This is a genomic window from Spiribacter halobius (genome assembly GCF_020883455.1).
Classification (GTDB): Bacteria; Pseudomonadota; Gammaproteobacteria; order Nitrococcales; family Nitrococcaceae; genus Sediminicurvatus; species Sediminicurvatus halobius.
In genome coordinates, this window is the sequence record NZ_CP086615.1 from 2258229 (window position 1) to 2280060 (window position 21832).

At 70.8% G+C, this 21832-nt stretch carries 20 protein-coding genes and 1 tRNA gene; 12 read left to right on the forward strand and 9 right to left on the reverse strand.

What is annotated here, in order from left to right:
• Position 1 precedes the first annotated feature (1 nt).
• The 3 genes from LMH63_RS10275 to LMH63_RS10285 all read left to right on the forward strand — a co-directional run bounded on the left by LMH63_RS10275 (position 2) and on the right by LMH63_RS10285 (position 3883).
• The gene (locus LMH63_RS10275; RefSeq protein WP_109677628.1) at positions 2-1009 is read left to right on the forward strand and encodes a phosphoglycerate mutase; all 1008 of its coding nucleotides are present in this window, start codon (positions 2-4) and stop codon (positions 1007-1009) included.
• Positions 1006-2757 (forward strand): single-stranded-DNA-specific exonuclease RecJ, encoded by a 1752-nt coding sequence (recJ, locus tag LMH63_RS10280; RefSeq protein WP_109677703.1) that lies wholly within the window; start codon positions 1006-1008, stop codon positions 2755-2757. Before LMH63_RS10275 ends, recJ begins: the two co-directional genes overlap by 4 nt.
• A gap of 64 nt (positions 2758-2821) precedes the next feature.
• The gene (locus tag LMH63_RS10285; RefSeq protein WP_109677630.1) at positions 2822-3883 is read left to right on the forward strand and encodes an EAL domain-containing protein; all 1062 of its coding nucleotides are present in this window, start codon (positions 2822-2824) and stop codon (positions 3881-3883) included.
• Between the two features lie 55 nt (positions 3884-3938).
• On the opposite strand, the gene LMH63_RS10290 is transcribed toward LMH63_RS10285, so the two are convergent.
• The 3 genes from LMH63_RS10290 to LMH63_RS10300 all read right to left on the reverse strand — a co-directional run bounded on the left by LMH63_RS10290 (position 3939) and on the right by LMH63_RS10300 (position 8265).
• Positions 3939-4619, reverse strand: coding sequence for a hypothetical protein (locus LMH63_RS10290; protein ID WP_109677632.1), 681 nt, complete (start codon positions 4617-4619; stop codon positions 3939-3941).
• The gene (locus tag LMH63_RS10295; protein WP_109677634.1) at positions 4616-6085 is read right to left on the reverse strand and encodes a hypothetical protein; all 1470 of its coding nucleotides are present in this window, start codon (positions 6083-6085) and stop codon (positions 4616-4618) included. Before LMH63_RS10295 ends, LMH63_RS10290 begins: the two co-directional genes overlap by 4 nt.
• Positions 6086-6198: 113 nt before the next feature.
• Positions 6199-8265, reverse strand: coding sequence for a carboxy terminal-processing peptidase (locus LMH63_RS10300; RefSeq protein WP_109677636.1), 2067 nt, complete (start codon positions 8263-8265; stop codon positions 6199-6201).
• Between the two features lie 454 nt (positions 8266-8719).
• Between LMH63_RS10300 and LMH63_RS10305 the strand changes: the two genes are divergently transcribed.
• Positions 8720-9568: an alpha/beta hydrolase gene (locus tag LMH63_RS10305; RefSeq protein ID WP_109677638.1), complete on the forward strand. Its 849-nt coding sequence runs from the start codon at positions 8720-8722 to the stop codon at positions 9566-9568.
• A gap of 159 nt (positions 9569-9727) precedes the next feature.
• Here the strand turns inward: LMH63_RS10305 and LMH63_RS10310 are convergent, their stop codons facing one another.
• The gene (locus LMH63_RS10310; protein ID WP_146205186.1) at positions 9728-10237 is read right to left on the reverse strand and encodes a DUF6231 family protein; all 510 of its coding nucleotides are present in this window, start codon (positions 10235-10237) and stop codon (positions 9728-9730) included.
• A gap of 165 nt (positions 10238-10402) precedes the next feature.
• Here LMH63_RS10310 and pomA point away from each other — a divergent pair, with 165 nt between their 5' ends.
• The 3 genes from pomA to LMH63_RS10325 are packed head-to-tail and all read left to right on the forward strand — an operon-like array spanning position 10403 to position 12669.
• Positions 10403-11167: a flagellar motor protein PomA gene (pomA, locus tag LMH63_RS10315; protein ID WP_109677641.1), complete on the forward strand. Its 765-nt coding sequence runs from the start codon at positions 10403-10405 to the stop codon at positions 11165-11167.
• Positions 11168-11171: 4 nt separating this feature from the next.
• Positions 11172-12086 (forward strand): type VI secretion system protein TssL, long form, encoded by a 915-nt coding sequence (tssL, locus tag LMH63_RS10320; RefSeq protein WP_109677643.1) that lies wholly within the window; start codon positions 11172-11174, stop codon positions 12084-12086.
• Positions 12073-12669: a PilZ domain-containing protein gene (locus LMH63_RS10325; protein WP_109677645.1), complete on the forward strand. Its 597-nt coding sequence runs from the start codon at positions 12073-12075 to the stop codon at positions 12667-12669. The genes tssL and LMH63_RS10325 overlap by 14 nt, the downstream gene beginning before the upstream one ends.
• Before the next feature lie 15 nt (positions 12670-12684).
• Here LMH63_RS10325 and LMH63_RS10330 read toward each other — a convergent pair whose 3' ends face one another.
• Both LMH63_RS10330 and LMH63_RS10335 read right to left on the reverse strand, forming a co-directional pair.
• Positions 12685-14538, reverse strand: coding sequence for a vWA domain-containing protein (locus LMH63_RS10330; protein ID WP_158280330.1), 1854 nt, complete (start codon positions 14536-14538; stop codon positions 12685-12687).
• Between the two features lie 97 nt (positions 14539-14635).
• Positions 14636-15400, reverse strand: a complete 765-nt coding sequence (locus LMH63_RS10335) for a ParA family protein (protein ID WP_109677649.1) — start codon at positions 15398-15400, stop codon at positions 14636-14638.
• A gap of 142 nt (positions 15401-15542) precedes the next feature.
• Between LMH63_RS10335 and LMH63_RS10340 the strand changes: the two genes are divergently transcribed.
• From LMH63_RS10340 to LMH63_RS10355, 4 genes are all read left to right on the forward strand, one after another.
• Positions 15543-16607: a quinone-dependent dihydroorotate dehydrogenase gene (locus tag LMH63_RS10340; protein ID WP_109677651.1), complete on the forward strand. Its 1065-nt coding sequence runs from the start codon at positions 15543-15545 to the stop codon at positions 16605-16607.
• A gap of 47 nt (positions 16608-16654) precedes the next feature.
• Positions 16655-16742, forward strand: a tRNA-Ser gene (locus LMH63_RS10345).
• 375 nt (positions 16743-17117) lie between these two features.
• Positions 17118-17402: a hypothetical protein gene (locus tag LMH63_RS10350; protein WP_109677653.1), complete on the forward strand. Its 285-nt coding sequence runs from the start codon at positions 17118-17120 to the stop codon at positions 17400-17402.
• A 193-nt stretch (positions 17403-17595) separates the two neighbouring features.
• Complete coding sequence (locus LMH63_RS10355) at positions 17596-18474, forward strand: class I SAM-dependent methyltransferase (RefSeq protein ID WP_109677655.1); 879 nt, start codon at positions 17596-17598, stop codon at positions 18472-18474.
• Between the two features lie 186 nt (positions 18475-18660).
• Here the strand turns inward: LMH63_RS10355 and LMH63_RS10360 are convergent, their stop codons facing one another.
• The 3 genes from LMH63_RS10360 to LMH63_RS10370 all read right to left on the reverse strand — a co-directional run bounded on the left by LMH63_RS10360 (position 18661) and on the right by LMH63_RS10370 (position 20832).
• Positions 18661-19887 (reverse strand): MerC family mercury resistance protein, encoded by a 1227-nt coding sequence (locus LMH63_RS10360; RefSeq protein ID WP_109677656.1) that lies wholly within the window; start codon positions 19885-19887, stop codon positions 18661-18663.
• A gap of 133 nt (positions 19888-20020) precedes the next feature.
• The gene (locus LMH63_RS10365; RefSeq protein WP_109677658.1) at positions 20021-20257 is read right to left on the reverse strand and encodes an anti-sigma factor family protein; all 237 of its coding nucleotides are present in this window, start codon (positions 20255-20257) and stop codon (positions 20021-20023) included.
• Entirely contained in the window at positions 20257-20832 is a 576-nt protein-coding gene (locus LMH63_RS10370; protein WP_109677705.1) for an RNA polymerase sigma factor, read from the reverse strand. The genes LMH63_RS10365 and LMH63_RS10370 overlap by 1 nt, the downstream gene beginning before the upstream one ends.
• A 378-nt stretch (positions 20833-21210) precedes the next feature.
• Between LMH63_RS10370 and LMH63_RS10375 the strand changes: the two genes are divergently transcribed.
• A complete protein-coding gene (locus tag LMH63_RS10375; protein ID WP_109677660.1) occupies positions 21211-21690 on the forward strand; it encodes a cupin domain-containing protein in 480 nt (159 codons plus the stop codon).
• Positions 21691-21832 lie beyond the last annotated feature (142 nt).

The following is a 21832-nucleotide window of genomic DNA, read 5'->3' on the forward strand; positions in this document are numbered from 1 at the left end:
GATGGCGCGGCCGCGGCTGACGCTGCTCGCCCCCGGCCTGCTCGGGCCGGTTCCGGACACCCTGCGCGACGCCGTCGGCGATCTCGGCCCGCTGCCGGGCCTGACCCGCCTGCTGGCGCGGGCGAGGCGGACGCGGCAGGCCGGCGACGATGCCGAATCCCTGCTGCAGGCGGCCACCGGCGGCGAATGGGCGCCCGGGGGTGTCGCCCGCGCGGCGCTGCCCGGGGCCGCCGAGGCGCCGCTGTGGTACCGTGCGGCGCCCGTCCACCTGCGCGCTGATCGAGACCGTCTGCTGCTGTTCGCCGGCGCCGGGCTGTATCCCGCGCCCGAGGCGGCGGAGGCGCTGGCCGCGGCCTTCAACGGCCTGTTCGCCGAGGACGGGCTGCAGCTGGTCACTGCCGATGACAACTGGCTCCTGGCCGCGGAGCGGGCGCCCGGGCCGGATCTGCCGCCGCTCGCCGAGGTGGCCGGCCGCTATCTGGATGCCTGGCTCCCGACCGGCGAGTCGTCACGGCCGTGGCGACGGCTGCTGAACGAGGTACAGATGCTCTTCCACGACCACCCCGTGAACCGCCAGCGCGAGGCCGCCGGCCTGCCCGCGGTCAACGGGCTCTGGTTCTGGGGGGGCGGTCCGGTGGCCACGCAGGCGCCGGCACTGGCCGGCTACCACGGCAGCCATCCGGTGCTCCGCGGTCTCGCGGCGCTGGCCGAAGTGCCCGCCGACCCGCTGCCGGATGGCGTGGCCGCGCTGCCTGCGGACGGCGACCGGCTGGTGCTGGTGGACGATGCGGAGTCGGCGCTGCTGGGTGGTGATGCCGGAGACTGGCTGAGCGCCATCGGCCGCTTCGAGACGGCCTTCGCCGCACCGCTGATGGGCGAGGCGGCCGGGCGCTGGGGGGCGGTGGATGTGCTCCCGGGGGACGGCTGGCGCTACCGGCTGGATGCCGCCAGTCGCTGGCGGCTATGGCGGCGGCGGCGATCCCTGCGGGATCGGGTGCAGCGGACATGAACGCGAGCCGTCGGCAAATCCGCCGCCGCGAGGTCGATCACGACGCGGCCGCCAGGCTGCCGCAGGACTGGCACCCGGTTCTGCGGCGCGTGTATGCGGCGCGGCGTGTCTCGGCGGCGGCGGAGGTGAGCTATGGCCTCGACGGGCTGCCGGCGCCGGACGGCCTGGGCGGCATGGCCACGGCCGCGGACACCCTGGCCCGGACCCTGACCGCCGGCGGCCGGATCCTCGTGGTGGGCGACTTCGATGCCGACGGCGCCACCAGCTGCGCGGTGGTGCTCAAGGCGTTGCGCGCCATGGGGGCCACGGCCGTCGACTATCTCGTCCCCAACCGCTTCGATTTCGGCTACGGCCTGAGCCCGGAGCTGGTGGCCGTCGCGCGGGAGAGGGCGCCGGACCTCATCCTCACCGTCGACAACGGCGTCTCCAGTGTGAACGGCGTCGCGGCAGCGGTGGAGGCGGGCATCCCGGTGGTGGTCACCGACCATCACCTGCCGGGGGAGACGCTGCCGGCGGCCGCCGCCATCGTCAATCCCAACCTCCCGGGGCAGCGCTTCCCGGGGCGACACCTCGCCGGCGTGGGCGTGGCCTTTTACGTCATGCTGGCGCTGCGGGCATGGTTGCGCGCCGAGGGCTGGTTCGGCGACGGGCGGCCCGAGCCGGCGCTCGCCGAGCTGCTGGACCTGGTGGCGCTGGGCACCGTGGCGGACGTGGTGCCTCTGGACCACGCCAACCGCACGCTGGTGGCCCAGGGGCTGCGACGGATCCGGGCCGGGCGGGGCAGCCCCGGGGTCGTGGCGCTGCTGAGTGCGGCCGGCCGCGATCCGGCGCGCACCGTGGCCGCGGATCTCGGCTTTGCGGTGGCGCCGCGGCTGAACGCGGCCGGGCGGCTCGAGGACATGGGCCTCGGCATCGAGTGCCTGCTGAGCGACGACCCGGCCGCTGCCGAGCGCCTCGCAGCGCAGCTCGACACCCTGAACCGCGAGCGCCGCCGGATCGAGCGGGACATGCGCGAGTCCGCGCTGGCGGGGCTCGAGGCCGAGGCGCTGGCCGGGGATGGCGACGTCGGCCCCGCGCTCTGCCTGCTGCGGGATGACTGGCACCAGGGCGTGGTCGGCATCGTCGCCTCCCGGGTCAAGGAGCAGTTCCACCGCCCGGTGATCGCCTTCGCGCCTTCCGAGGCCGGCCTGATCAAGGGTTCGGCCCGCTCGGTGCCGGGGCTGCACATCCGCGATCTGCTCGAGGAACTGGACACCGAGACCGGAGGGCGGCTGATCCACCGCTTCGGGGGCCACGCCATGGCGGCGGGGCTGACCCTCGGGCGGAGCGACTTCGACGCCTTCCGGGAGCGCTTCCGCGCCCTGGTAGCGGCGAAGGTGGACGCCGAGACCCTCACCGATACGCTCTACACCGATGGCGCCCTGGCCGGGGACGAGATCACCCTGGCGCTCGCGCACACGCTGCGCGCGGCCGGACCCTGGGGCGCCGGCTTTCCGGAACCGAGCTTCGATGGCAGCTTTTGCGTCTGCGACCGCCGCATCGTCGGCGGCAGTCATCTGCGCCTGACGCTGGCGCCGGCGGAGGCACCCGCGGTGCGGCTCCCGGCCATCGCCTTCAACGCCCTCGAGCGCGGCTGGGATGAGGTCGGTGAGCGGGTTCGCGTGGTTTATCGGCTGGACGTGAACCAGTATCGCGGGCAAGAATCCCTGCAGCTGATGGTGAGCCACATCGAGCCGCTCGGGCCCTGAAAGAAATCACGGATGGGGATATGAACAAGCATGAGGTGGCGCCAGACCACCGAGGAGGCTCGCCATGGGCTGCCCTGGTTGCGAGGTAGTCCCCTCGCTGGCTTCCCAGAGTGGCACCCTTTACCTCGCGCCCCCGCTGGCGCATACCCGGGCCCGACTGCGCAAGGCGCTGGACGCCGCGGGCCTGCTGGCGGAGGAGTCGTCGCCCGCCGAATCGGTGCTCGCGGTGCCGGTACCCGCCGGCGGCCTGGCCGAGCGGCTGGGGCAGCTCGACCACATGCTGTCCGGCCCCGAGCAGCAGGCCTGTGCCAGCCTGTTCCTGGCGCAGGGTGAGGCGTTCGATCTGGGCTGCCTGGCGCGAATGGAGCCGCTCGCCGTCGGCATTGGCCGGGCGCAGGGTGAATGGCTGGCGGAGATGATCCGCCACGAGCGCTTCGCGGTTCACTTCCATCCCATCGTCCACGCCCAGCAGACCGGCGTGGCGTTCGCCCAGGAGGCGCTGCTGCGAGGGCTGGACGCCGGTGGCGAGCTGGTGCCGCCGGACCGGCTGTTCGGTGCCGCCCGCTCCGCCAATCTGCTGTTTCACCTGGACCGCAGTGCGCGGGTGGCTGCCATTCGAGCCGGCCGCCAGCACGGCCTGACCACGCCGCTGTTCATCAACTTCAACCCCACCGCCATCTATGACCCGAGTTTCTGCCTGCGCACCACCTGGGACGAGATCCGGCAGTCCGGGGCCTCACCGGATCAGTTCGTGTTCGAGGTGGTGGAGAGTGATCACGTCAACGACCCCGATCACCTGCTCGCCATCCTCGAGCGCTACCGCGAGAACGGCTTTCGCGTGGCGCTGGACGATCTCGGCGCCGGCTATGCCTCGCTTACGCTGCTGCAACGGATGGCGCCGGATTTCGTGAAGATCGACCGCGGCCTCATCGCCCACGTGGACCAGGATCCGGCCCGCCAGTCGATCCTCGAGCACGTGGTCGCCATCGCCGGCGATCTCGGTATCGAGGTGATTGCCGAAGGCGTCGAGCGCGAGGCGGAAACGCGCTGGCTGCAGGACGTGGGCGTGGACTACCTGCAGGGGTTCTACTTCGCGCAGCCGGCGCCGACCCCGCTGCTTGGCTAGCCTGCCTATCTCACCGATCCGTGCCCGCAGTCGTGAATCGGTGAGATAGGCGAGCTTACTCCCACGGGGCGGGCTGCCAGCGCGCCCCCGCCGCGGCCAGTGCGGTGCGCCATTCGGCGAAGGTGCTGCGGCGCTGTTCATCGTCTCCGCCGCCGCTGTCGGTGCTTCCCTCGGCCTCACCGTCGGGCTCTTCCGGCCCGGCCTCATCGGCCCTCGGGGTCAGGTCCACCAGCGTGACCGTACTGGTGCTGGGGAGGGCCGCGCGCAGGGTGGCGCCATCGGGCGGCGGGGCCACCGTCAGGCGGCCGGCCAGTATCAGGCGCAGTGGCTCGGCCGTTGTCACATGCTCGCGCAGGCTGCGCACGAGCAGGGGTGCAAGTGAACCGGGCTGCTCAGGGGCCGTGTGGGAGGCCTCGGACTGGCGCCAGTCGCCCAGTGCCTCGGCCGCTGCCAGCAGCTGGGCGTTCCGGATAGCCGGCCGCGGATGGGCCCGAAAGCTGACCAGCGTGACCAGGCTGGCCGGCGCCTCGCCCCAGGCGGCCGTGCCGAGCAGCAGATGGACGTGGTCGCCCGGCTCGATATCACTCAGCAGCAGGCGGTGCAGCCTTTCCGCTGACAGGGATTCGGAGCGGCCGGCGGCGTCGTCCACCAGGGCCACCACCTGTCGCCCCTGGGCCGGTGACAGCGCAAGGGCCAGGGCGAGCGCGAGCAGCATCGCAACCGCACGGCGGCTCATCCCGCACCCTGTTCCCCGGTCTGCCGGGCACCGGCGGGTTCCTCGGCGGCGTCCCCGGACCGATCCCGTGACGGCACGGCGGGTGCCTGCCGCTGACGGCGCTCCAGCGCCAGCGGCAGGAAGACGATCACGTCGTAGACGGCGATCAGCAGCCGCGCGCCGTGCACCACCAGAAGCGCGAGCAGGTCCACGAGGGTCAGCGCGGCCTCCAGGATTCCGAGCCAGATCCCCTGCAACGCCAGGCGCCCGTCGCGCAGCAGCGTCTCCAGCGGGACGGCGAGGAGGGTCAGCAGCAGACCGAAAACGACGCTGATCACCGACTGCGCGAGGGCGGGCGCCACGGCCACGCTGACCGGCAGGCTCACCTCGCCGCCGCCGAGCAGGGTATCCACGGCCAGGTCCTGGGCGAGCAGGTAGTCACGGGTCCAGGCGAGGCCGGCGATGCTGGCGAGCAGCAGCGCCATCAGCGTGCCCAGGGTGATCAGGGTGATTCGGCTCAGGCGGCTGTCACCCGCGGCCAGGCCAGGCAGCAGGCGCGTATGGCCGGTGGTCTCGAGGCCGAGCCAGCCGAGCAGGGCCAGGCTCGCGAGCACCGCGAGCACGATCTGGTCGCGGAATGGGAACGGGCCGGGGACGATCCCCCCGGCCTGACCGAGCTCCTCCAGGGGCCGCCGCAGGAGATGGAACTCGACGTAACCCGCCCCGAGAATCACCGCCAGGCCGAGACCCGCCGCCACCAGACGCACCGAGGCCTGCCCCGCAAGGCGGCGGACCGGGGTGGTGGCCAGGCGCTGGATGCGCTCGAGCTGGTCCAGACGCCGGTCCAGGCGCCGGGCGCGCTGGGCCAGGCGCCCGACTGTCCGCTCCAGGCGAACGAACAGCACCTCCAGGCGCTGCAGACGGCCGCGCATTCCGCCCAGAAGCCGCTGGCGGCGCTGGCTGGCCTGGCGATGCTGGCGCAGGGTCTCGTGGCAGCTGCGGTCCAGGGTGGCGTGCATCTCCTCGAGCACCCTGGCCACGGAGGGGTCGTCATGGCCGCGCAGGGCCGCCACCGACTCCACCGCCTCCAGCCAGCGCGGTGGGTCGGGGGGCGTCTCGACGCTGGCGTGGTAGTCCTCATCCACCTGCTGGAGCTCATCACGGATGCGGCGCTGCAGCGCCGGCAGAGCGGCAAGGTCCCGGTCCACCAGCATCGAGAGCTGCCGGCGCTCGATCTCGGCCCTGTGCACCTCGCGCTGGCGGGCCTCGGCGATGATCGCGGCGCGGAGCCGCCGCCGGGTGTGCAGGCGGGCGGCACTCAGCCGCCGGCGGGTGCGCCGCAGGAGTGCCGTGAGTGCCACCGCGCCTGTGCGCAGCAGACGGAGATTGGGCAGGCGCGCCAGGTAGAGCACCGCGACCAGCGCCAGCACGCCCAGCAGAAAGGCAATCACGGCAAAGGGGCCCGAGGCCCCGAAGAGGCTTAGCATGGAGGCTCGCCTTCAGATCCGCCGGTGGCGTTGCCCAAGCCTACCGGAGGTACCGCCGCACGGCGAGCCCGGCCGGAGTGGCAGGGCCCCGGCCGGTCGCCGGAGGGGCGCCGTCAGTCGGCGCCGCGATGCTGGGCGATCTGCTGGTCGAGGCTCTGCAGCTGGGCCAGGTCAGCGACGACCCGGGCGGCCTCCTCGCGCAGGACGTCGGGGATGGCGTCTTCTTCCACCGCGTCCAGGCTCTCGACAGGCTCCCGGCCGTAGGCCTCGAGGCGCAGATTGATGGCCTCCAGGCGCCGGGCGTCCGCGGCCTCGATCTCGGCCCGGCGCTGCTCGAGATTGAGCGACACGACGGAATCCTCCCGCTCCTCGCGCAAACGCTCCGCCTCTGCGGCGACGCTGCGCAGCGCCGGCCGCTCCCGCACCCGGGCCTCGTGCCGGGCACGCAGCTCGGGCAGTACGGCGTCCAGCGACGTCAGCGGCGTGTAGCGGGCCGCGCGCACCGTGTCCCAGGGCAGGGCATTGTCTGCGGCCCGCTCGCCCACGGCGTCATCCGCATGCGGGGAGGGCAGGGGCAGGTCCGGGGAGACGCCCTGAAGCTGCGTGCTCTCGCCGTTGATGCGATAGAACTTGGCGATGGTGAGCTTGAGCCGCCCGGAGTTGTCCTCCTCGCCGATGCCGAAGCGGTCGAGGCCGATCAGGCTCTGCACCGTTCCCTTGCCGAAGGTCCGGTCGCCGAGCACCACACCGCGCTCGTAGTCCTGCATGGCGGCGGCGAAGATCTCCGAGGCCGAGGCACTGCGGTTGTCCACCAGCACCCCCAGCGGCCCGCCGAAGACCGGGGCCTCGGCCTCCTCGTCCCGAAGGACCTCACGCTGGCCATTGCTGCGGTGCACCTGCACCACCGGGCCCTGCTCAATGAACAGCCCACTGAGCTTCACCGCCTCGCTGAGCGATCCGCCGGCGTTGCCGCGCAGGTCGATCACGAGGCCGTCGATGCCGTCGAAACGCTCCTCCTCCAGCAGCGCACGGACATCCCGCGTGGTGCTGCGGTAATCTTCCTGGCCGGCACTGGCGGCCTCGAAATCCGCGTAGAAGGCCGGAATCTCGATGACGCCGATGCGACGGGTGGTGTCTCCCTGCTCGACGGCAATCACCTCGGCCTGGGCGGCCTGTTCCTCGAGCTCGACGGTATTGCGCGTGAGCTGGATCTCTTCCGGTGTGGCGTCGGCGCCGCCGGCAGCGGGCAGAATCTCCAGACGCACCTCGGAGGCCTTCGGGCCGCGGATGAGGTCCACCACGTCGGCGAGCCGCCAGCCGACCACATCCTGCATCGGCTCACCTTCCTGGCCGACGCCGACGATGCGGTCGCCCGCCTTGAGCTCGCCGCTGCGCGCTGCCGGGCCGCCCGGGATCAGCTCCACCACCTCGACGAAGTCCCCCTCGGCCCGCAGCAGCGCGCCGATGCCCTCCAGGGACAGGCGCATGTTGATGTCGAAGTTCTCCGAGCTGCGCGGAGACATGTAGCTCGTATGCGGATCGAAGCGACCCGCCCAGGCGTTCATGAAGGTCTGGAAGACGTCCTCGGCGTTGTACTGCTCGACGTTGCGCGCCAGGCGCTCGTAGCGGTCGCGCAGGGAGTCACGCACCGCGTCGAGCTCGCGGCCGCCGAGCACCTGGGTGAGCGCGTCGTTGATCACGCGCTTCTCCCAGAGACGGTCCAGCTCGGCCTCGCTCTGCGCCCAGTCGGCGTCGCTGCGGTCCAGGTTCAGGGTGGCGTCGGTCTCGAAGTCCAGGCCGCTCTCGATCACGTCCAGCGCATGGCGGGTGCGTTCCTCCACCCGCTGCTGGTAGCGGTCGAATATGCGATAGGCCACCGACACCTCGCCCTGCAGAAGCTTGTCGTCCAGCTGCTCGCGATACTTGGCGAAGGCCTCGACGTCGCTCTCCAGGAAGTAGAAGCGCTGCGGGTCCAGCGCCTCGAAGTAGGCACGGTAGACCTCGCTGGAGAGGGCATCGTCGATCTCGCGATCCCGGAAGTGGTACTGCGATAGCAGCTCGGCAATGACCTGCCCGGCGCCGCCATGGCGGTTCTCCGGCTCGAGCGCGGGCGCGGAGGACCATGGCGCGGCAAGCAGCGCCAGGCTGAGGAGGGTGGCGGCGCAGAGGCGGCGTGTCATGACTCCGAGCTCCAACGGTTGGCGACGCTGTGACGGCCTGCTACTCGGACAGCCCGCCGGATCGGAAGATTCCCCGCGGGCGTCGCTGGCGGCGCGCCGGATACTAGCCCGCATATCTCACCGATTCACGGCTGCGGGCGCGGATCTGGCGGGCAGCCCGGCGTTGCGCTCGGCCTGGGTGCTCGACGTACTGTCGAGTACGCCTGCGCGCCCGGACTCTCCCGCGCCTTGTCCTGCCCGCCATCTCCACGCCCTCGCTTCGCGGATCGGTGAAATATGCGGCCTGGAGCCAGAAGTATAACCGGCCGCCGGGGGCGGTGGCCCGTCTGGCTTCCGGGCGGTACCGATTGCGCGATCCGCGACGGCTGCCACGGTCGTGACGGCGGGTCGGGCGCACGCTGCATGCCGGACCCCGCTCTGGTACGTTGCGCGGGGGCAACGCAGAGGGTGTGACATGTTTCTCGATTTTGGCTGGAACGGTGCCGGTGCTGCCCGTCCGGCACTTGAGGTGCTGCAGCGGCAGCCGGCCGAGGGTGCGGCCACTCGGCGGACGCCGGTGGTCTTCGTGCATGGTGCCTTCGTCGGTGCCTGGTGCTGGGCGGAGCACTTCCTCGACCACTTCGCGGCCCAGGGCTTCCACGGCGTGGCGCCGAGCCTGCGCGGGCACGGCGGCAGCGAGGGCGCCGGCCAGCTCCAGTATGCGGGCATCAACGAGTTCGTGGCTGACCTGGAGCGGGTGGTGGCCGGCCTGGACGGGCCGCCGCCGGTGCTGGTCGGCCATTCCATGGGCGGGCTGGTGGTGCAGCGCTACCTGGAGCGGTATCCGGCCACGGCGGCGGTGCTCATGGCCTCTGTCCCCCCGAGCGGGCTGCTGCCGTCCACCTGGCGCATGCTCATGAGCGACCCGCTGCTGTTCGCCCAGTTCGGCCTCATGCAGGGCCTCGGGCCGCGCGCGGTGGACCTGGACGTGGCACGGCGCGCGGTGTTCTCGGATCATCTCCCCGAGCCGGACCTCGCACGCTACGCCCGTTACATGCAGCCGGAATCCCAGCGCGCGATCTGGGAGATGAGCGCCACCGCCCCCGCCCGCCCCTGGCGCGTCGACCAGGCCCCTCCGATGCTGGTGCTCGGCGCCGAGGACGATGCCCTGTTCTCCGTGCCCGAGGCCGAGGCCACCGCCCGCCTCTGGCAGGCCGACCTGGCCATCGTCCCCGGCATGGCCCACGCCATGATGCTGGAACCCGGCTGGGACGGGGTGGCGGACCGACTGGTGAAATGGCTCTGGGCGCGCGGCGTTCGCTGAACGCGTCGCGCCCAGAGCCATTTAGTTCAAGGTTCAAAGTTCAAGGTTCAAAGACCACCCCCTAACGACCGTCCATGGCACTGACGTGCGGAGTGGGTCCGCCAACTTTGAACTTGCAACTTGAAACTTTGAACCGTGGTGAGGGCCGCTCTGCGGCCCTCACCACCGGAATTTGTCCCAGAGCTCCGGATGCGCCCAGTGGCGGGGGCTGAGCCAGTCCGGCGTGACCTTGTAGTCGACGATGTCGAACTGGTACCAGGGCCGGCGGTGGTTGCCGTCCAGGGTGGCGCCGAAGCCGCGGAAGCCGAGGCCGATGAGGGTGTGGCGGGACCAGGCCTCGCGCGGGCTGGCGGGGCCGATCACCAGGACCTGCCCGGCGTAGACGTCGCGCAGGCGCCCCAGTAGTGGGGTGACGTCCGCCGGCGGCACCGCAGCCTCGCCGTCGACGATGGCGAGGCTGGCGGCCGGGCAGTCGCCCAGGCGCGGCCAGGCCTCCGCGCCCGCCAGCCGCTGGGGGGCATGGTCCCCGAGAACCTGCGCCAGGGCGTCGTCGTCGCTCACCAGCAGGAGTCGCTCCGGGCGCACGTCGGCGAGCATGGCGGTCAGGCGCTGCTGCAGGGTGGGGAGCTCGGCCTCGGCCATTGGCGCCTCCGCATCGGCTGTGTCCATCAGCCTACGCCAGCCGGGAGCGAACCTGAACCGCGCCGCCATGGGTAGCCGCCGCGCGCAGGCCTGCCCGGCTCAAGTACGCCGGTCATGCGCCGATATCCCGTCAGTAACCCGGGAGTGCGCGCCCACTGTGCGCCTCCGAATGATCCGGGAGAGCTTTCGCCCATGGATCCAGCAACCCTCATCGGCCTGATCGGCGCCCTCGGCGTGATCATGGCCGCCGTCAGCATTGGCGGGACGCCGGCGACCTTCATCAACGTGCCCTCCATGCTCATCGTCATGGGCGGCACGCTGATGGCGACGCTCATCAAGTTCCGGCTCGGCGAGTTCCTGGGGGCGTTCAAGGTCGCGCGCCGCGCTTTCCGCTACAAGAGCGAGGAGCCGCGGGCGCTGATCGACCAGACCGTGGAGCTCGCCCAGGTCGCCCGCAAGGAGGGCCTGCTGGCGCTGGAGAGCTACGAGGTCGAGAACCCGTTCCTGCAGCAGGGCATCCAGCTCGTCGCCGATGGTCACGAGCCGGAGCTGGTGAAGAAGGTCCTCGGCCAGGAAATCGACATGACCATCGAGCGCAACGAGCGCGGCGAGAACGTGTTCCGCGCCATCGGCGACGTCGCACCGGCCATGGGCATGATCGGTACCCTGATCGGCCTGGTGGAGATGCTCTCCAACATGGAGGATCCCAAGAAGATCGGCCCGGCCATGGCCATCGCCCTGCTGACCACCCTCTACGGCGCCATCATCGCCAACGCCATCGCCCTGCCCATCGCCGACAAGCTGGCCAACCGCAATGCCGAGGAGCGCCTCAACCGCACCCTGATCCTGGAGGGCCTGCTGGCGATCCAGGAAGGCCTGAACCCGCGGGTGATCGGCGAGCTGCTCAAGACCTACCTCCCGAGCAAGGAGCGCCAGGAGATGGAGGAGGCCGCCTGAGGCCATGCTCGGCGACCCGCGCAACCGCAAGAAGACGCGGATCGTCCCGGCCGGCTCGCCGGCCTGGATGGCGACGTTCGCCGACCTCAGCACGCTGCTGCTGTCCTTTTTCGTGCTGCTGCTGTCGTTCTCGGAAATGGACGTAGAGCGCTACAAGCAGATCGCGGGGTCGCTGCGCAACGCCTTCGGCGTGCAGACCGAGCAGTTCAGCCGCGAGCCGCCCAAGGGCACGAGCTTCATCATGCGCAACTTCTCGCCGAGCCCGGGTGATCCGAGCCCGATCAACCCGATGCAGCAGAGCCCCACGCGGGAGCTGCGTCAGGGCGCCCAGGGGGACGGTGACAGCGCCGAGGGCCGGGAAAGCGGTGTGGCCGACATGGACGCCGAGGCGGTCGCCGAAGCCGCGGAGAATCTGGAGGCCATCCAGGCGCTGCTCGCCGAGGAGATCGAGCGCGGGCTGGTGGAGGTCTTCCGCAACGGCAACCGCGTCGTCATCCGCATCCGCGAGCGGGGTTCCTTCCCCTCCGGCTCGGCGGAGCTGATCGAGCCGTTCGCGCCGGTGATCAACAAGATCGGCCAGGCGCTCTCGATGACCGGTGGCGACATCATCGTCGCCGGTCATACCGACAGCGTGCCCATCTCCAATTCCCGTTTCCGTTCCAACTGGGAGCTGTCCGCGGCACGCGCGGTAACCCTCGTGCACCGGCTGCGGGACGCCGGCGACGTGGACGAGCGCCGCTTCACCGTGGAGGGCAACGGCGACACGGAGCCGCTGATGTCCAACGACTCGCCCCTGGGGCGGGCGATCAACCGGCGGGTGGAAATCACGCTGGTGCACGGGGAGGAGGACGCCGGCGTGCGCAGTGCCGCCGACTTCCTTGCTCCGCGGGAGGAGGGTAGTACCAATGACGACACCTGAGGATGAGACCGGGCGCGACCGGCGCCAGCGCTACCGGGTCAGCGACTGGGCCCTGGTGGATCTCGCCCCGGTGTCCGGCGACGAGCTGGAGGCCATCCGGGAGCGGCTGCGGCTGGCCTGGCCCGACGCCTTCAGCCTGAGTGCCCAGTTCCATGAGATGCGCCAGGAGCAGGTGGTGCTGCGGCGGCATGCCGAGCGCGAATCCGCGACCTTCGCCCGCCTGATGGAGGGCCTGGAGCGGCGACTCGACCGACTCGCGGAGATCCTGATGGTGCACGAGTTCGGCGAGTGTCCGCCGCCGCTGGAGGTGGATGTGAGCGCCGAGGGCATGGGACTGCACTGGCCCCGGCCTCTGGCCGAGGGGCAGGCCCTGCGGCTGCGCATGCTGTTTCCCTCCACCGGGGCCGGACTGCACACCCTGGCGCACGTGGCGTGGCGTGAGGTGGCCGGGGGCGGTACACGGGTGGGGCTGACGTTCGAGTTCCTGCACGAGCGCCAGGAGGAGCTGATGGTGCATCACGTCATGCAGCGCGAGGCGATGCTGCTGCGCGAGCGCAGCGACAGCCGGCCCAGCGGAAAATAGCGCCAGGCCCGGCTCTCAGCCCGTGGCGGCCTCGCGCGGCGCCTCTTCCTCCTGGGGGGCGTCCTCCTCGGCCGCGGCATCCGCATCGGGCCCCGTGCGCTCTGCGCCGTCGCCGTCATCGCCAGCCGCGGCGCGGCGCCGGAGCACCAGCCACACAGTGAGCCCGGCAAGCAGGACGAGCAGGTTCGCGAGGATCAGCACCGCTCCGACCAGCCACCAGTTGACGCCACGGCCCTCGTCAGCGGGGGCGGAGGGCTCGGCTTCGGACGACGAAGCGGCGCCTGCGGCGGCCGTGGCGGTGGCTGCAGTGGTGCCTGCCGCCGCCGCGGCGGGATCGCCTGAGGGCTCCGCCGCGGCGGCAGGTGCCGCGACGGCGATCACCTCTGGCGGGAGCAGGGTGGACACCGGCCGACCGCTAAGGGTGAGGCCTTCCAGACGCACACTCACGAGTACGGCCGTGCCCGGCGCGAGCCCGGCACTCTCCAGCCGCCAGCGCCCGGGCTGCGTCTCGCTGCCGCTCAGCCGCTCGCCCTGCAGGCCGGGCGCGGCGAAGGCAGCCGTAAGCTGTAGCGACTCCGGCGCGAGCCAGTCACTCACCAGCCTGGCGTCCACTGCCAGGGTGCCGGCCTCGGCCGCCTCCGCGGCCCCGAGCGCCACCGGCGACGCCATGACCTCGAGTCGCTGCCGCCACTCGCGCTGGAAGGTGCCGCCATCGGCGCGGATTACCACCTCCTGGGCACCAGCGCCGGCCAGCAGTGGCTGCACGTCGGTGGCGAAGCGTCCCTCGCTGTCCGGCTCGAGCACGAGGGGTGCGCTCACGCCGGGGCCGTCCACCTCCAGGCGTATCAGCTCCAGGAAGCGCGGCTCATCGATGCGACGCTGGCCATCGGCGAGCCAGGCAGTGAGGCGTGCGGATTCCCCGGGCAGCAGGCGCTGGGGCAGCGGCTCGGCACGCAGGCGCAGGTCGGTGACCACGCGCACGCGGTTGGCCGGGTCGGCCGGCGCCTGCAGCGTCCACTCGCCCGGTGTGGGGCGGGCGATGGTGACGATCTCGTGACTGCCTTCCCGGCGCCAGCGGACGTTGTCCGGCGCGTCGGCGGCGGCGAAGGGCCGGCCCGCCGGCGGCTGCAGGGCCACCTTCGCGCCCTCGGGGCGGAAGGCCACCAGGGTGAGCTCGCGCACGCTCTGGTCCACCTGGAAGCGGTTGCCGCGCAGGGGCAGGGCATCGCCCGCCGCGACCCGGTCCATCAGACCGATCATGCGCCGCTCGAGCGTTTCCGCATCGGGCGTGACGATCACCTCGCCGCCGGTGGCGGCCGCGAGCTGGGTCAGCAGCGCCTCATCGAGACCGGATTCGGTGCTGAGGCTCACCGGGTAGAGTGTGACGTCCGCGGCCTGCAGCCGCGGCACGATCTCCTCGATGAGCCGACGGCGCGAGGTGCCGTCGGCATTGTCCGGGACGTCGATGACACCGTCGGTGAGCAGAATGAGGCTGCGACGCCCCGTACTGGCGGGCTCGTCCCAGCCGCGCGTGGCCGCGTCGATGGCGGCGGTAAGGTCGGTGTACTGGCCGCGGCTGTCCACGCTGGTAACAGCGCCCCGGGCCGCCTTCCGCCAGCCGTCGTCCACCGCTGCCGGCGCGGTCATGGCCTCGGGGCGGTCCGCGAAGTGCCAGATGCCCGCCTCGGTGCCCTGCGGCAGAAGATCCACCGCGAGCTCCAGCGCGGGTGCGCGCAGGGCCCGCGGATCGTGCTCACGCATGCTGCCGGAGACGTCCACCAGCAGGCGCACGGCATCGTCGGCACCGGCCGGCGCAGCCGCACAGGCAATGAACAGCAACCCGGCTAGCAGGTGTGGCAGTCGGCGCATCCCGGATGTTCCTCGGCAGGCGGCCGATGCGGGCATCGGCCTCTGCCAGGGCTAACGGCCTGCCGGCCAGGAACTTGATGCGGCGCGGGCGCGGCGGCTAGACGCCAAGGGCGCCGTGCAGCGCCTGGTATTCGCGGGTGAGCTTGTGGCGCGGCGCGAGATGAACCAGTGGCCGGGCCTGCTGGTGCGATTCCCGCACCTTCACCGAGCTGGAGAGATACGGCTCCAGCACCGGATGCCCCTCGGCCACCAGCTCGTCCACCACGCTGCGCGGCAGCCGCGCCTGGGCCTGGAACTGGTTGACCACGATGCCCTCCACTTGCAGGCCGCCGTTATGGTCCTGCTGGATCTCGCGCACGCTGTCCAGCAGCTCGTAGAGCGCGCGGCGGGAGAAGTCGTCACAGTCGAAGGGGATCAGGCAGCGGTCAGCGGCGATCAGCGCCGAGCGGGTGTAGAAATTGAGCGCCGGCGGGGTGTCGATGTAGATCTGATCGTAGTCGGTGAGGCTCTCCAGCGCCTCGCGGAGCTTGTAGATCTTGTAGCGGGACTCCAGCTTGCCCTGAAGGTCGTCCAGCTCGCGGTGGGCCGGCAGCAGGTCGAGCCCCGGGAATGGGGTCTCGTGGACGAAGTCCGCCGGCTCGCGGGGGTAGAGGCGAAAGCTCAGCAGCTCGTCGAAGAAATCCGCCAGGGTCGGCTCGATCGCGTGCGCAGCATCGCCCATCAGGTACTGCGTGGTGTTGCCCTGCGGGTCCAGGTCCACCACCAGCGTTCGCTGGCCGGCATGGGCCGCAATGGCTGCCAGGTTGCAGGTGATGGTGGACTTGCCGACGCCCCCCTTCTGGTTGAACACCACGCGCCGCATTGCCTGTCTCCCCGTTGCCCCGGCCCCGCGGGCCTTGTTGCAACGCAGTGTAGGGAGCGCGGCCACGGGCGTCGAGTGGACAGCGGCGGCCGGCTCCGCGAGCATGTGCACTGGCGCACACGTTCCTGCCGAGGTCCGGTCGATGTATCCGCTTGCCCGCAGTCTGCTGTTCCGGCTCGATCCCGAGCGGGCCCACGCGGTGGTGATGGGCACGCTGGATGTCGCTGCCGCCCTGCACCTCGCCGGGCTGGCGGGGCGGCGGGTGCACGACCCGGTGGAAGTCATGGGCCTGCGCTTCCCCAACGCCGTCGGCCTCGCCGCCGGGCTCGACAAGAACGGCGACCACCTCCGCGGCCTTGCCGCGCTCGGCTTCGGATTCGTCGAGCTCGGCACGGTCACGCCCCGGCCGCAGCCGGGCAACCCGCGGCCGCGGATGTTCCGCCTGCCTGCAGAGCAGGCGCTGATCAACCGCATGGGCTTCAACAACCGCGGCGTCGACCACCTGCTGCGGCGCCTCGCGGCATGGCGCCCTCCGGTGCCGGTGGGTATCAACATCGGCAAGAACCGGGACACGCCGCTGGAGAGCGCGGTAGAGGACTACCGCTACTGCCTGGAGCGGGTCTACGCCGCCGCCGACTACGTGGTGGTGAACCTCTCCTCGCCGAACACCCCTGGCCTGCGGGATCTGCAGGCCGGCCGCCAGCTCGAGGCGCTCCTCGCCTCGCTGAAGGCGGATCAGGCCCATCTTGCCGCCGAGCATGGCCGTTACGTGCCGCTGGTGGTCAAGATCGCCCCGGATCTGGATGACGCCCCGCTGCGGGCGCTGGTGCAGGCACTGCGCGACCACGGTGTCGATGGCATTGCCGCAACCAACACGACGATCTCGCGGGAGGCGGTGCCGGCAAGCCCCGTCGCCAGCGAGGCCGGCGGCCTCAGCGGCGCGCCCCTGCGCGAGCGGGCCACGGCGGTGCTGCGCCGGGTGCGGCAGGAAGCCGGCCCGCGGCTGCCGCTGATCGGCGTCGGCGGTATCCTCTCCGGCGAGGACGCCGCCGCCCGCATCGCCGCCGGCGCCGACCTGGTCCAGCTCTACACCGGCCTCATCTACCGCGGCCCGGCCCTGGTGGGCGAAGCCGCCCGCGCCGTCGCCGAGGAGCGAAGCCATCGCCACGCCGGCACCCGCGAGCCCGCCCGCGGCGCCCTGCCCTGAACCAGGCTTGTCCCCCGGTAAGTGCAGCGGCGAGAATGTCCGGGAAAGGAGAGGTGGCAGAGCGGTCGATTGCGGCGGACTTGAAATCCGCTGACCCGAAAGGGTCCGGGGGTTCGAATCCCTCCCTCTCCGCCACATCCATGAAAAAGGGGGCCTTGCGCCCCCGTTTTCATGGATACTGGCAAGTCAGGGGTTCGAACCCCCGGACAAACGATGTACGGTTCGACGACGCGGCCATAGGCCGCGGCGGACGCCGGAGCGAAGCGACGGCGCCCGGAGGGCGAGCGCAGCGAGTCAATCCCTCCCTCTCCGCCATATCGGGACTCCCGCGCCTGGCGGCTCCTGTTCCATGGGCATCGGCAAAGGAACCGCACCGCCGATACGGGCCCCGGCAGGGCGCTTGACCGGACGGAGGCGACGGTGATCGGTTCCCGCGCGCCTTGCCCGCTCGCGTTGAGATGAGCGTCGCTGCCGCTGGCGCTGCGGCTGAGCTCTCTCTTTCACGTTCTAGTGCCACTGCTGCTGTTCCTGGCACTGCGTCGCCTTGGGCATGACCGCCGTGGCTGGCTGCTGCAGAGCGGGCTCTGCTGGCTGGTGCTTCCGCTCGGGTACTGGGTGACGGAACCGGAGCGCAACATCAACTGGGTGTTTGCGCCCTTCGGCATGGATCAGGTCTGGCTGCCGCCGGCCGTCTACGTGCTGCTGTGCATGCTCGCCTACCCGCTGCTGCTGTATCTGCCTGCTGAGTGGCTCCTGCGCCGCCTGCTGCCGCGCGCCAGGCCGGCCGGCGTGTAGACACGGGTGGCCTCGGGCGCGCAGTCGGTTGCCTGACCATCGGCGCTGGGCCGGCCGTGCCGGGGCAGCGCAGCAGCCCGGGCGCTCCCCGACGGGCATCCGGGAACACAGCGGCCGAGCCATGCGTCCTTGCCTGGACCGTGGCCGCAGCGGCGGACGCGGGATCACCACTGAGCGGGGAGGAGAGTACGTCATGAATCAGGTCACCGAGAAAACGCCTGAGGTCACACCCTACGTCGCGTTCTGGAACGACACCCTGGCGGACAAGTTCGACCGCTTCCGCGAGATCCTCCAGAACGGCCTGAGCTACCACAGCCGCATCCCGCTGCAGAAGCTGGACGTCGCGCCGGGGAGCCGCATTGTCGACGTGGGCTGCGGCTGGGGAGACACGGCAATCGAGCTTGCCCGCAAGACCGGGCCGGAGGGTTTCGTGCTCGGCCTCGACTGCGTGGAGCAGTTTCTCGAGCCCGCCCGCCAGGAGGCGGCTGAACGGGGGGTCTCCAACGTTCGCTTCGAGGCCGCGGACGTGGAGCGCTATCCCTTCGAGCCGGTACATGACCTGTGCTTTTCGCGGTTCGGGATGATGTTCTTCGAGAACCCCGTCGCTGCCATGCGCAATATCCGCAAAGCCCTGCGGCCCGGGGGCGACCTGGTCTTCATCGTCTGGCGGACCATTGATGACAACCCGTGGCTGGGCCTGCCCAAGCAGGTGACCCTGGAGTTCCTGGAGCCGCCGGGAGAGGACGCCCGCACCTGTGGTCCCGGCCCGTTCTCCATGGCGAATCCGGATACGGTTACCGCCCAGCTCGAGATCGCGGGCTTCGAGGACATCGGCTTCGAGCGCATCGACGGGCCGGTGACCGTGGGTTCCTCCCTGGAGGACGCAGTTCGCTTTCAGCTCGCCATCGGCCCCGCAGGCGAGGTTTTCCGCGAGGCCGGGGAAGAGGCCGAGCGCAAGCGCACGGAGATCGAGCGTGCCATGCGCGAGGCGTTGGCGCCCTACCAGACGGCCGAGGGGATCGTCATGCCCTCCAGCTCCTGGACGGTCACTGCGAAACGGCCCCGGGACTGAGCTCGGGCCCAATCGGAGGAGCGACACGATGACGGGATCCAGGCGAAAGCCCCCACCCGGCTGCTGAGGGGGAAGAGCCTGCCACGCCGGCATCGTGGGGCTTGCGGGCGTCGAATGCGGCGTGACCTGCCCCATTCCCGGAGGCCGCCGTCGCGTCAGCGAGCGGTGAGATAAAGGGATGTGCGGCTAGCGCCCTGGGTTCAGCCCGAGGATTCTGGCCTCGCGGCGCCGGCGCAGGCGCCGGTCCGAGAATACCGCACAGCCGAGCAGTGCGAATCCGGCAAGCTCTACCAGAGGGTGGTACCTGAACAGCAGCGTGTAGACCAGGATAGCCGCGCCTGCCATGGCCAGTGCGAACGGCCAGCGCCGCGCATGCCGTCTATGCCCGAGGGCGACTGCGCCGAGGGCGATGCCGGAGAAGGCCAGGATGCTGGCGGACCAGGCACCAGGCGGTGGCGCAAATGCGAAACCCACCACAGGCAGAACGCTGGCCAGAGCCAGAGTGCCGTAGCAGGAGACAAGCGCCAGGGCCAGCGCGAGCAGGCCAAGCCAGCCGTGGCGCCACAGGTGCACACCAAGCCGCACTGGGTTGTACCGGTGCAGCAGGCGACGCCGGAGCGGCGGCTGGCGCTCGGCCCGGCGCATCGCCAGCTCCACCGTATGGGCGCCGAAGCTTGCAGCGATCTCCCGTGTCTGGGCACTCGGGCTGTGCGCGAAATAGTCCAGCCGGCGATTGATCCGGATGTCCTCGAATCCGGTTTCCCGAAACAGCTCGATCAGGTTTTCTTCCACCGTGGCACCGACCACGCATTCCACCCACAGGCGCGGATCGCTGTCGCAGTCCACGGTCACCGGCCGGTCGATGACGACGTCGGCCATCTGCAGGCGGCCGCCAGGCCGCAGAACGCGGAACAGCTCGGCGATTGCGCGGCGCTTGTCGGGGACCAGATTGAGCGCACCGTTGCTGGTTATGCTGTCAATGCAGCTGTCGCGCAGGGGGATGCGCTCCGCGGATCCCTGGACCACACCCACGTTCGTCAGGCCGTGCTCACGCAAGGTGGTACCGAGCAGGCGCGTCATGGCCGGAGTCAGATCGAGGGCGATGGCATAGCCGTGCGGGCCGGCACGGCGTGCCGCCAGCACCGTGTCGATGCCGGCGCCGGCGCCCACGTCAAGGACGACATCCCCGGCGTGGACCGCATCGCCGTCAAGTGCGTAGCCGACGCCGGCGAAGCGCTCCAGCAACGCCTCCGGGACTGCATCCAGCTCGGCGCGAGGGTAGCCGAGCGTGGCCGCAGCGTCGGCCCCCGTGGGGAAGTGGAAGCCGGCGCCGGGCTGCCTGGCCACCAGGGTATACATGCCCTGCACCGCGTGCAGGATCTGCTCTCGTGAGTAGCCAAGGATGGCCACCATGGCTTCGCCCCCAATCCGCCAGATGGGCAGGCGCCCTGAGAGGGCTGAGCCCATCCCAGTGTAGTTTAGGGGGTCGGATCGAGGCAGCCTCGGAGAAAGCCGGCTGAGCCGCCGCCGAATGGCCGGCAGCGGCTCAAAACTCGTCCAGGAGCTGTCGTAGCCGGTGGTGCAGGCGTTCGGGCGCCTCGACGGTCCCGGCCTCGGCAACGCGGGCGCGCAGCCGTCGCTCGAACTCTGCGCGGCTGAAGCAGTCGCGGCAGCGCGTCAGGTGATGGGCGATCTCTTCCTCGGTGGCGCTGTTCAGCTCGCCATCAAGATAGGCGAACAGCCTCCGGATGACCTCTTCGCAGCTCGGCTCTCGTGCGCCCATTAGCGATGCCTCCCTGTGCTCGCGGTCGGGCGGTCGCCGGTGACCAGCCCTTCCGCCCGGGCCTGCTCCCATAGCGCCCGCTGCAGCAGGCTGCGGCCTCGATAGAGCCGCGATCGTATCGTGCCCAGGGGGAGTTCCAGAAGCGTTGCGGCCTCGGCGTAGGTGTAGCCCTGAATCTCCACGAGGACGACGACGATGCGGAAGACGTCGGGCAAGTCGTCGATGGCCGCGTCGATCTGTTCCCGCAGCAGCTCATCGAGGAACTGGTCTTCGGCGCTTCCCCACCAGAGCAGGAATGGCTGATGCAGGCGCTCGAACAGCGAGAATTCGAGACCCTCGGTCTCCTCCGGCGTCGTCGCCCGCTCTTCGGCCTGGTAACGCTCCCGACAGCGGCGTCGCCGCCATGCGCTGACGAAGGTGTTGTTGAGGATGTGGAAAATCCAGCCTTCGAAGCGTTCGCGGCTGTTCAAGGTGTCAAGCTTGTCCCAGGCCTTGGCGACGGTCTCGGCCACCACGTCCTCGGCGTCGTCGGGGTTGCGCGTCAAACGCAGTGCCGTGCCGTAGAGCCGGTCCATGAGCCGCTCCACCTCACGGGCAAAGAACGCCCGCCGGCTGTCGCGGCAGGCGCCTGAGTCGTCGTTCTGCCGGTGATCGGACATCCGCAGCCCGCCCATGATAAGCGGGGGCGGGGCCCCGCCGGTTGCGAGCCAACCCGCCCCTTCGCTGCAAGCTTGGTCCCGTCTTCCTCGAACGGCCACGTCCGACCGTCGGACGGTCCCGCCCAAGTCTAGGCGCCAGGACGCACGAGCGGGCTCCAGGGTTCCCGTGCGCGCCTCGCGGCGTCTGCACCCGCGGCGCCATGGCCATCGGAACCTTAATCCGGAGTCATGCGTCCGTGGGGCGCCCGGGCCAGAGAGCGCCCGGGGTGCACACACCATGAGGAGGCGAGAGCCATGACTGACATTCGCATCATTACCCTGGCCGGCGCCCTCGCGCTCGGCGCCTTCGGTACCCCCGCCGTGGGCCACGAGGCGTACGACGGCAAAGGCGCCTACTTCCTCGATACCAGCGAGATCGAGTGGTCTGAGGTCGGATCGATGGCGCCGCCGGCGAAGATCGCAGTCCTCGAGGGCAACCCGGGCAAGGAAGAACCCTTCACGTTTCGGCTGCTCCTGCCGGCCGGCTACGAGATCGATCCCCATGATCACCCAGCCTACGAGCGCGTGACCGTCATCAGCGGGACCTTGTACTTCGCGCACGGTGAGGAGTTCGACCGCGATGCCGCCACGGCTTTGCCTGCCGGTAGCTATGCCGTGTTGCCGCCAGAGGCGCCCATGTATGGCTACGTGGAGGAGGAGACCGTGATCCAGGTCCACGGCACCGGGCCCTGGGGGATCGACTACCTGCATCCGGAGCATGACCCGCGCCGCTAAGCAATCTTCCGGGCGAGGCGGTTCCCCTGCGAAGCGATTTGGCCGCTCGTGCGAGGCACCTCGGGGTAACTCTGTGACGAGCGCGAGCGGTCAAGGCGGCCGCAGCGGGGCCGCCGCAGCCGGGAGACTTTTCCCCCTTTGC

Excerpts from the sequence above, each read along its gene's own strand:
- LMH63_RS10330 (WP_158280330.1), bottom strand. The coding sequence starts at position 14,538 with ATGCGCCGACTGCCACACCTGCTAGCCGGGTTGCTGTTCATTGCCTGT.
- LMH63_RS10325 (WP_109677645.1), top strand. The coding sequence starts at position 12,073 with ATGACGACACCTGAGGATGAGACCGGGCGCGACCGGCGCCAGCGCTAC.
- LMH63_RS10285 (WP_109677630.1), top strand. The coding sequence starts at position 2,822 with ATGGGCTGCCCTGGTTGCGAGGTAGTCCCCTCGCTGGCTTCCCAGAGT.
- LMH63_RS10340 (WP_109677651.1), top strand. The coding sequence starts at position 15,543 with ATGTATCCGCTTGCCCGCAGTCTGCTGTTCCGGCTCGATCCCGAGCGG.
- LMH63_RS10290 (WP_109677632.1), bottom strand. The coding sequence starts at position 4,619 with ATGAGCCGCCGTGCGGTTGCGATGCTGCTCGCGCTCGCCCTGGCCCTT.
- LMH63_RS10375 (WP_109677660.1), top strand. The coding sequence starts at position 21,211 with ATGACTGACATTCGCATCATTACCCTGGCCGGCGCCCTCGCGCTCGGC.
- LMH63_RS10310 (WP_146205186.1), bottom strand. The coding sequence starts at position 10,237 with ATGGACACAGCCGATGCGGAGGCGCCAATGGCCGAGGCCGAGCTCCCC.
- LMH63_RS10365 (WP_109677658.1), bottom strand. The coding sequence starts at position 20,257 with ATGGGCGCACGAGAGCCGAGCTGCGAAGAGGTCATCCGGAGGCTGTTC.
- LMH63_RS10370 (WP_109677705.1), bottom strand. The coding sequence starts at position 20,832 with ATGGACCGGCTCTACGGCACGGCACTGCGTTTGACGCGCAACCCCGAC.
- LMH63_RS10360 (WP_109677656.1), bottom strand. The coding sequence starts at position 19,887 with ATGGTGGCCATCCTTGGCTACTCACGAGAGCAGATCCTGCACGCGGTG.
- LMH63_RS10335 (WP_109677649.1), bottom strand. The coding sequence starts at position 15,400 with ATGCGGCGCGTGGTGTTCAACCAGAAGGGGGGCGTCGGCAAGTCCACC.
- LMH63_RS10305 (WP_109677638.1), top strand. The coding sequence starts at position 8,720 with ATGTTTCTCGATTTTGGCTGGAACGGTGCCGGTGCTGCCCGTCCGGCA.
- tssL (WP_109677643.1), top strand. The coding sequence starts at position 11,172 with ATGCTCGGCGACCCGCGCAACCGCAAGAAGACGCGGATCGTCCCGGCC.
- LMH63_RS10300 (WP_109677636.1), bottom strand. The coding sequence starts at position 8,265 with ATGACACGCCGCCTCTGCGCCGCCACCCTCCTCAGCCTGGCGCTGCTT.
- recJ (WP_109677703.1), top strand. The coding sequence starts at position 1,006 with ATGAACGCGAGCCGTCGGCAAATCCGCCGCCGCGAGGTCGATCACGAC.
- LMH63_RS10295 (WP_109677634.1), bottom strand. The coding sequence starts at position 6,085 with ATGCTAAGCCTCTTCGGGGCCTCGGGCCCCTTTGCCGTGATTGCCTTT.
- LMH63_RS10275 (WP_109677628.1), top strand. The coding sequence starts at position 2 with ATGGCGCGGCCGCGGCTGACGCTGCTCGCCCCCGGCCTGCTCGGGCCG.
- LMH63_RS10355 (WP_109677655.1), top strand. The coding sequence starts at position 17,596 with ATGAATCAGGTCACCGAGAAAACGCCTGAGGTCACACCCTACGTCGCG.
- pomA (WP_109677641.1), top strand. The coding sequence starts at position 10,403 with ATGGATCCAGCAACCCTCATCGGCCTGATCGGCGCCCTCGGCGTGATC.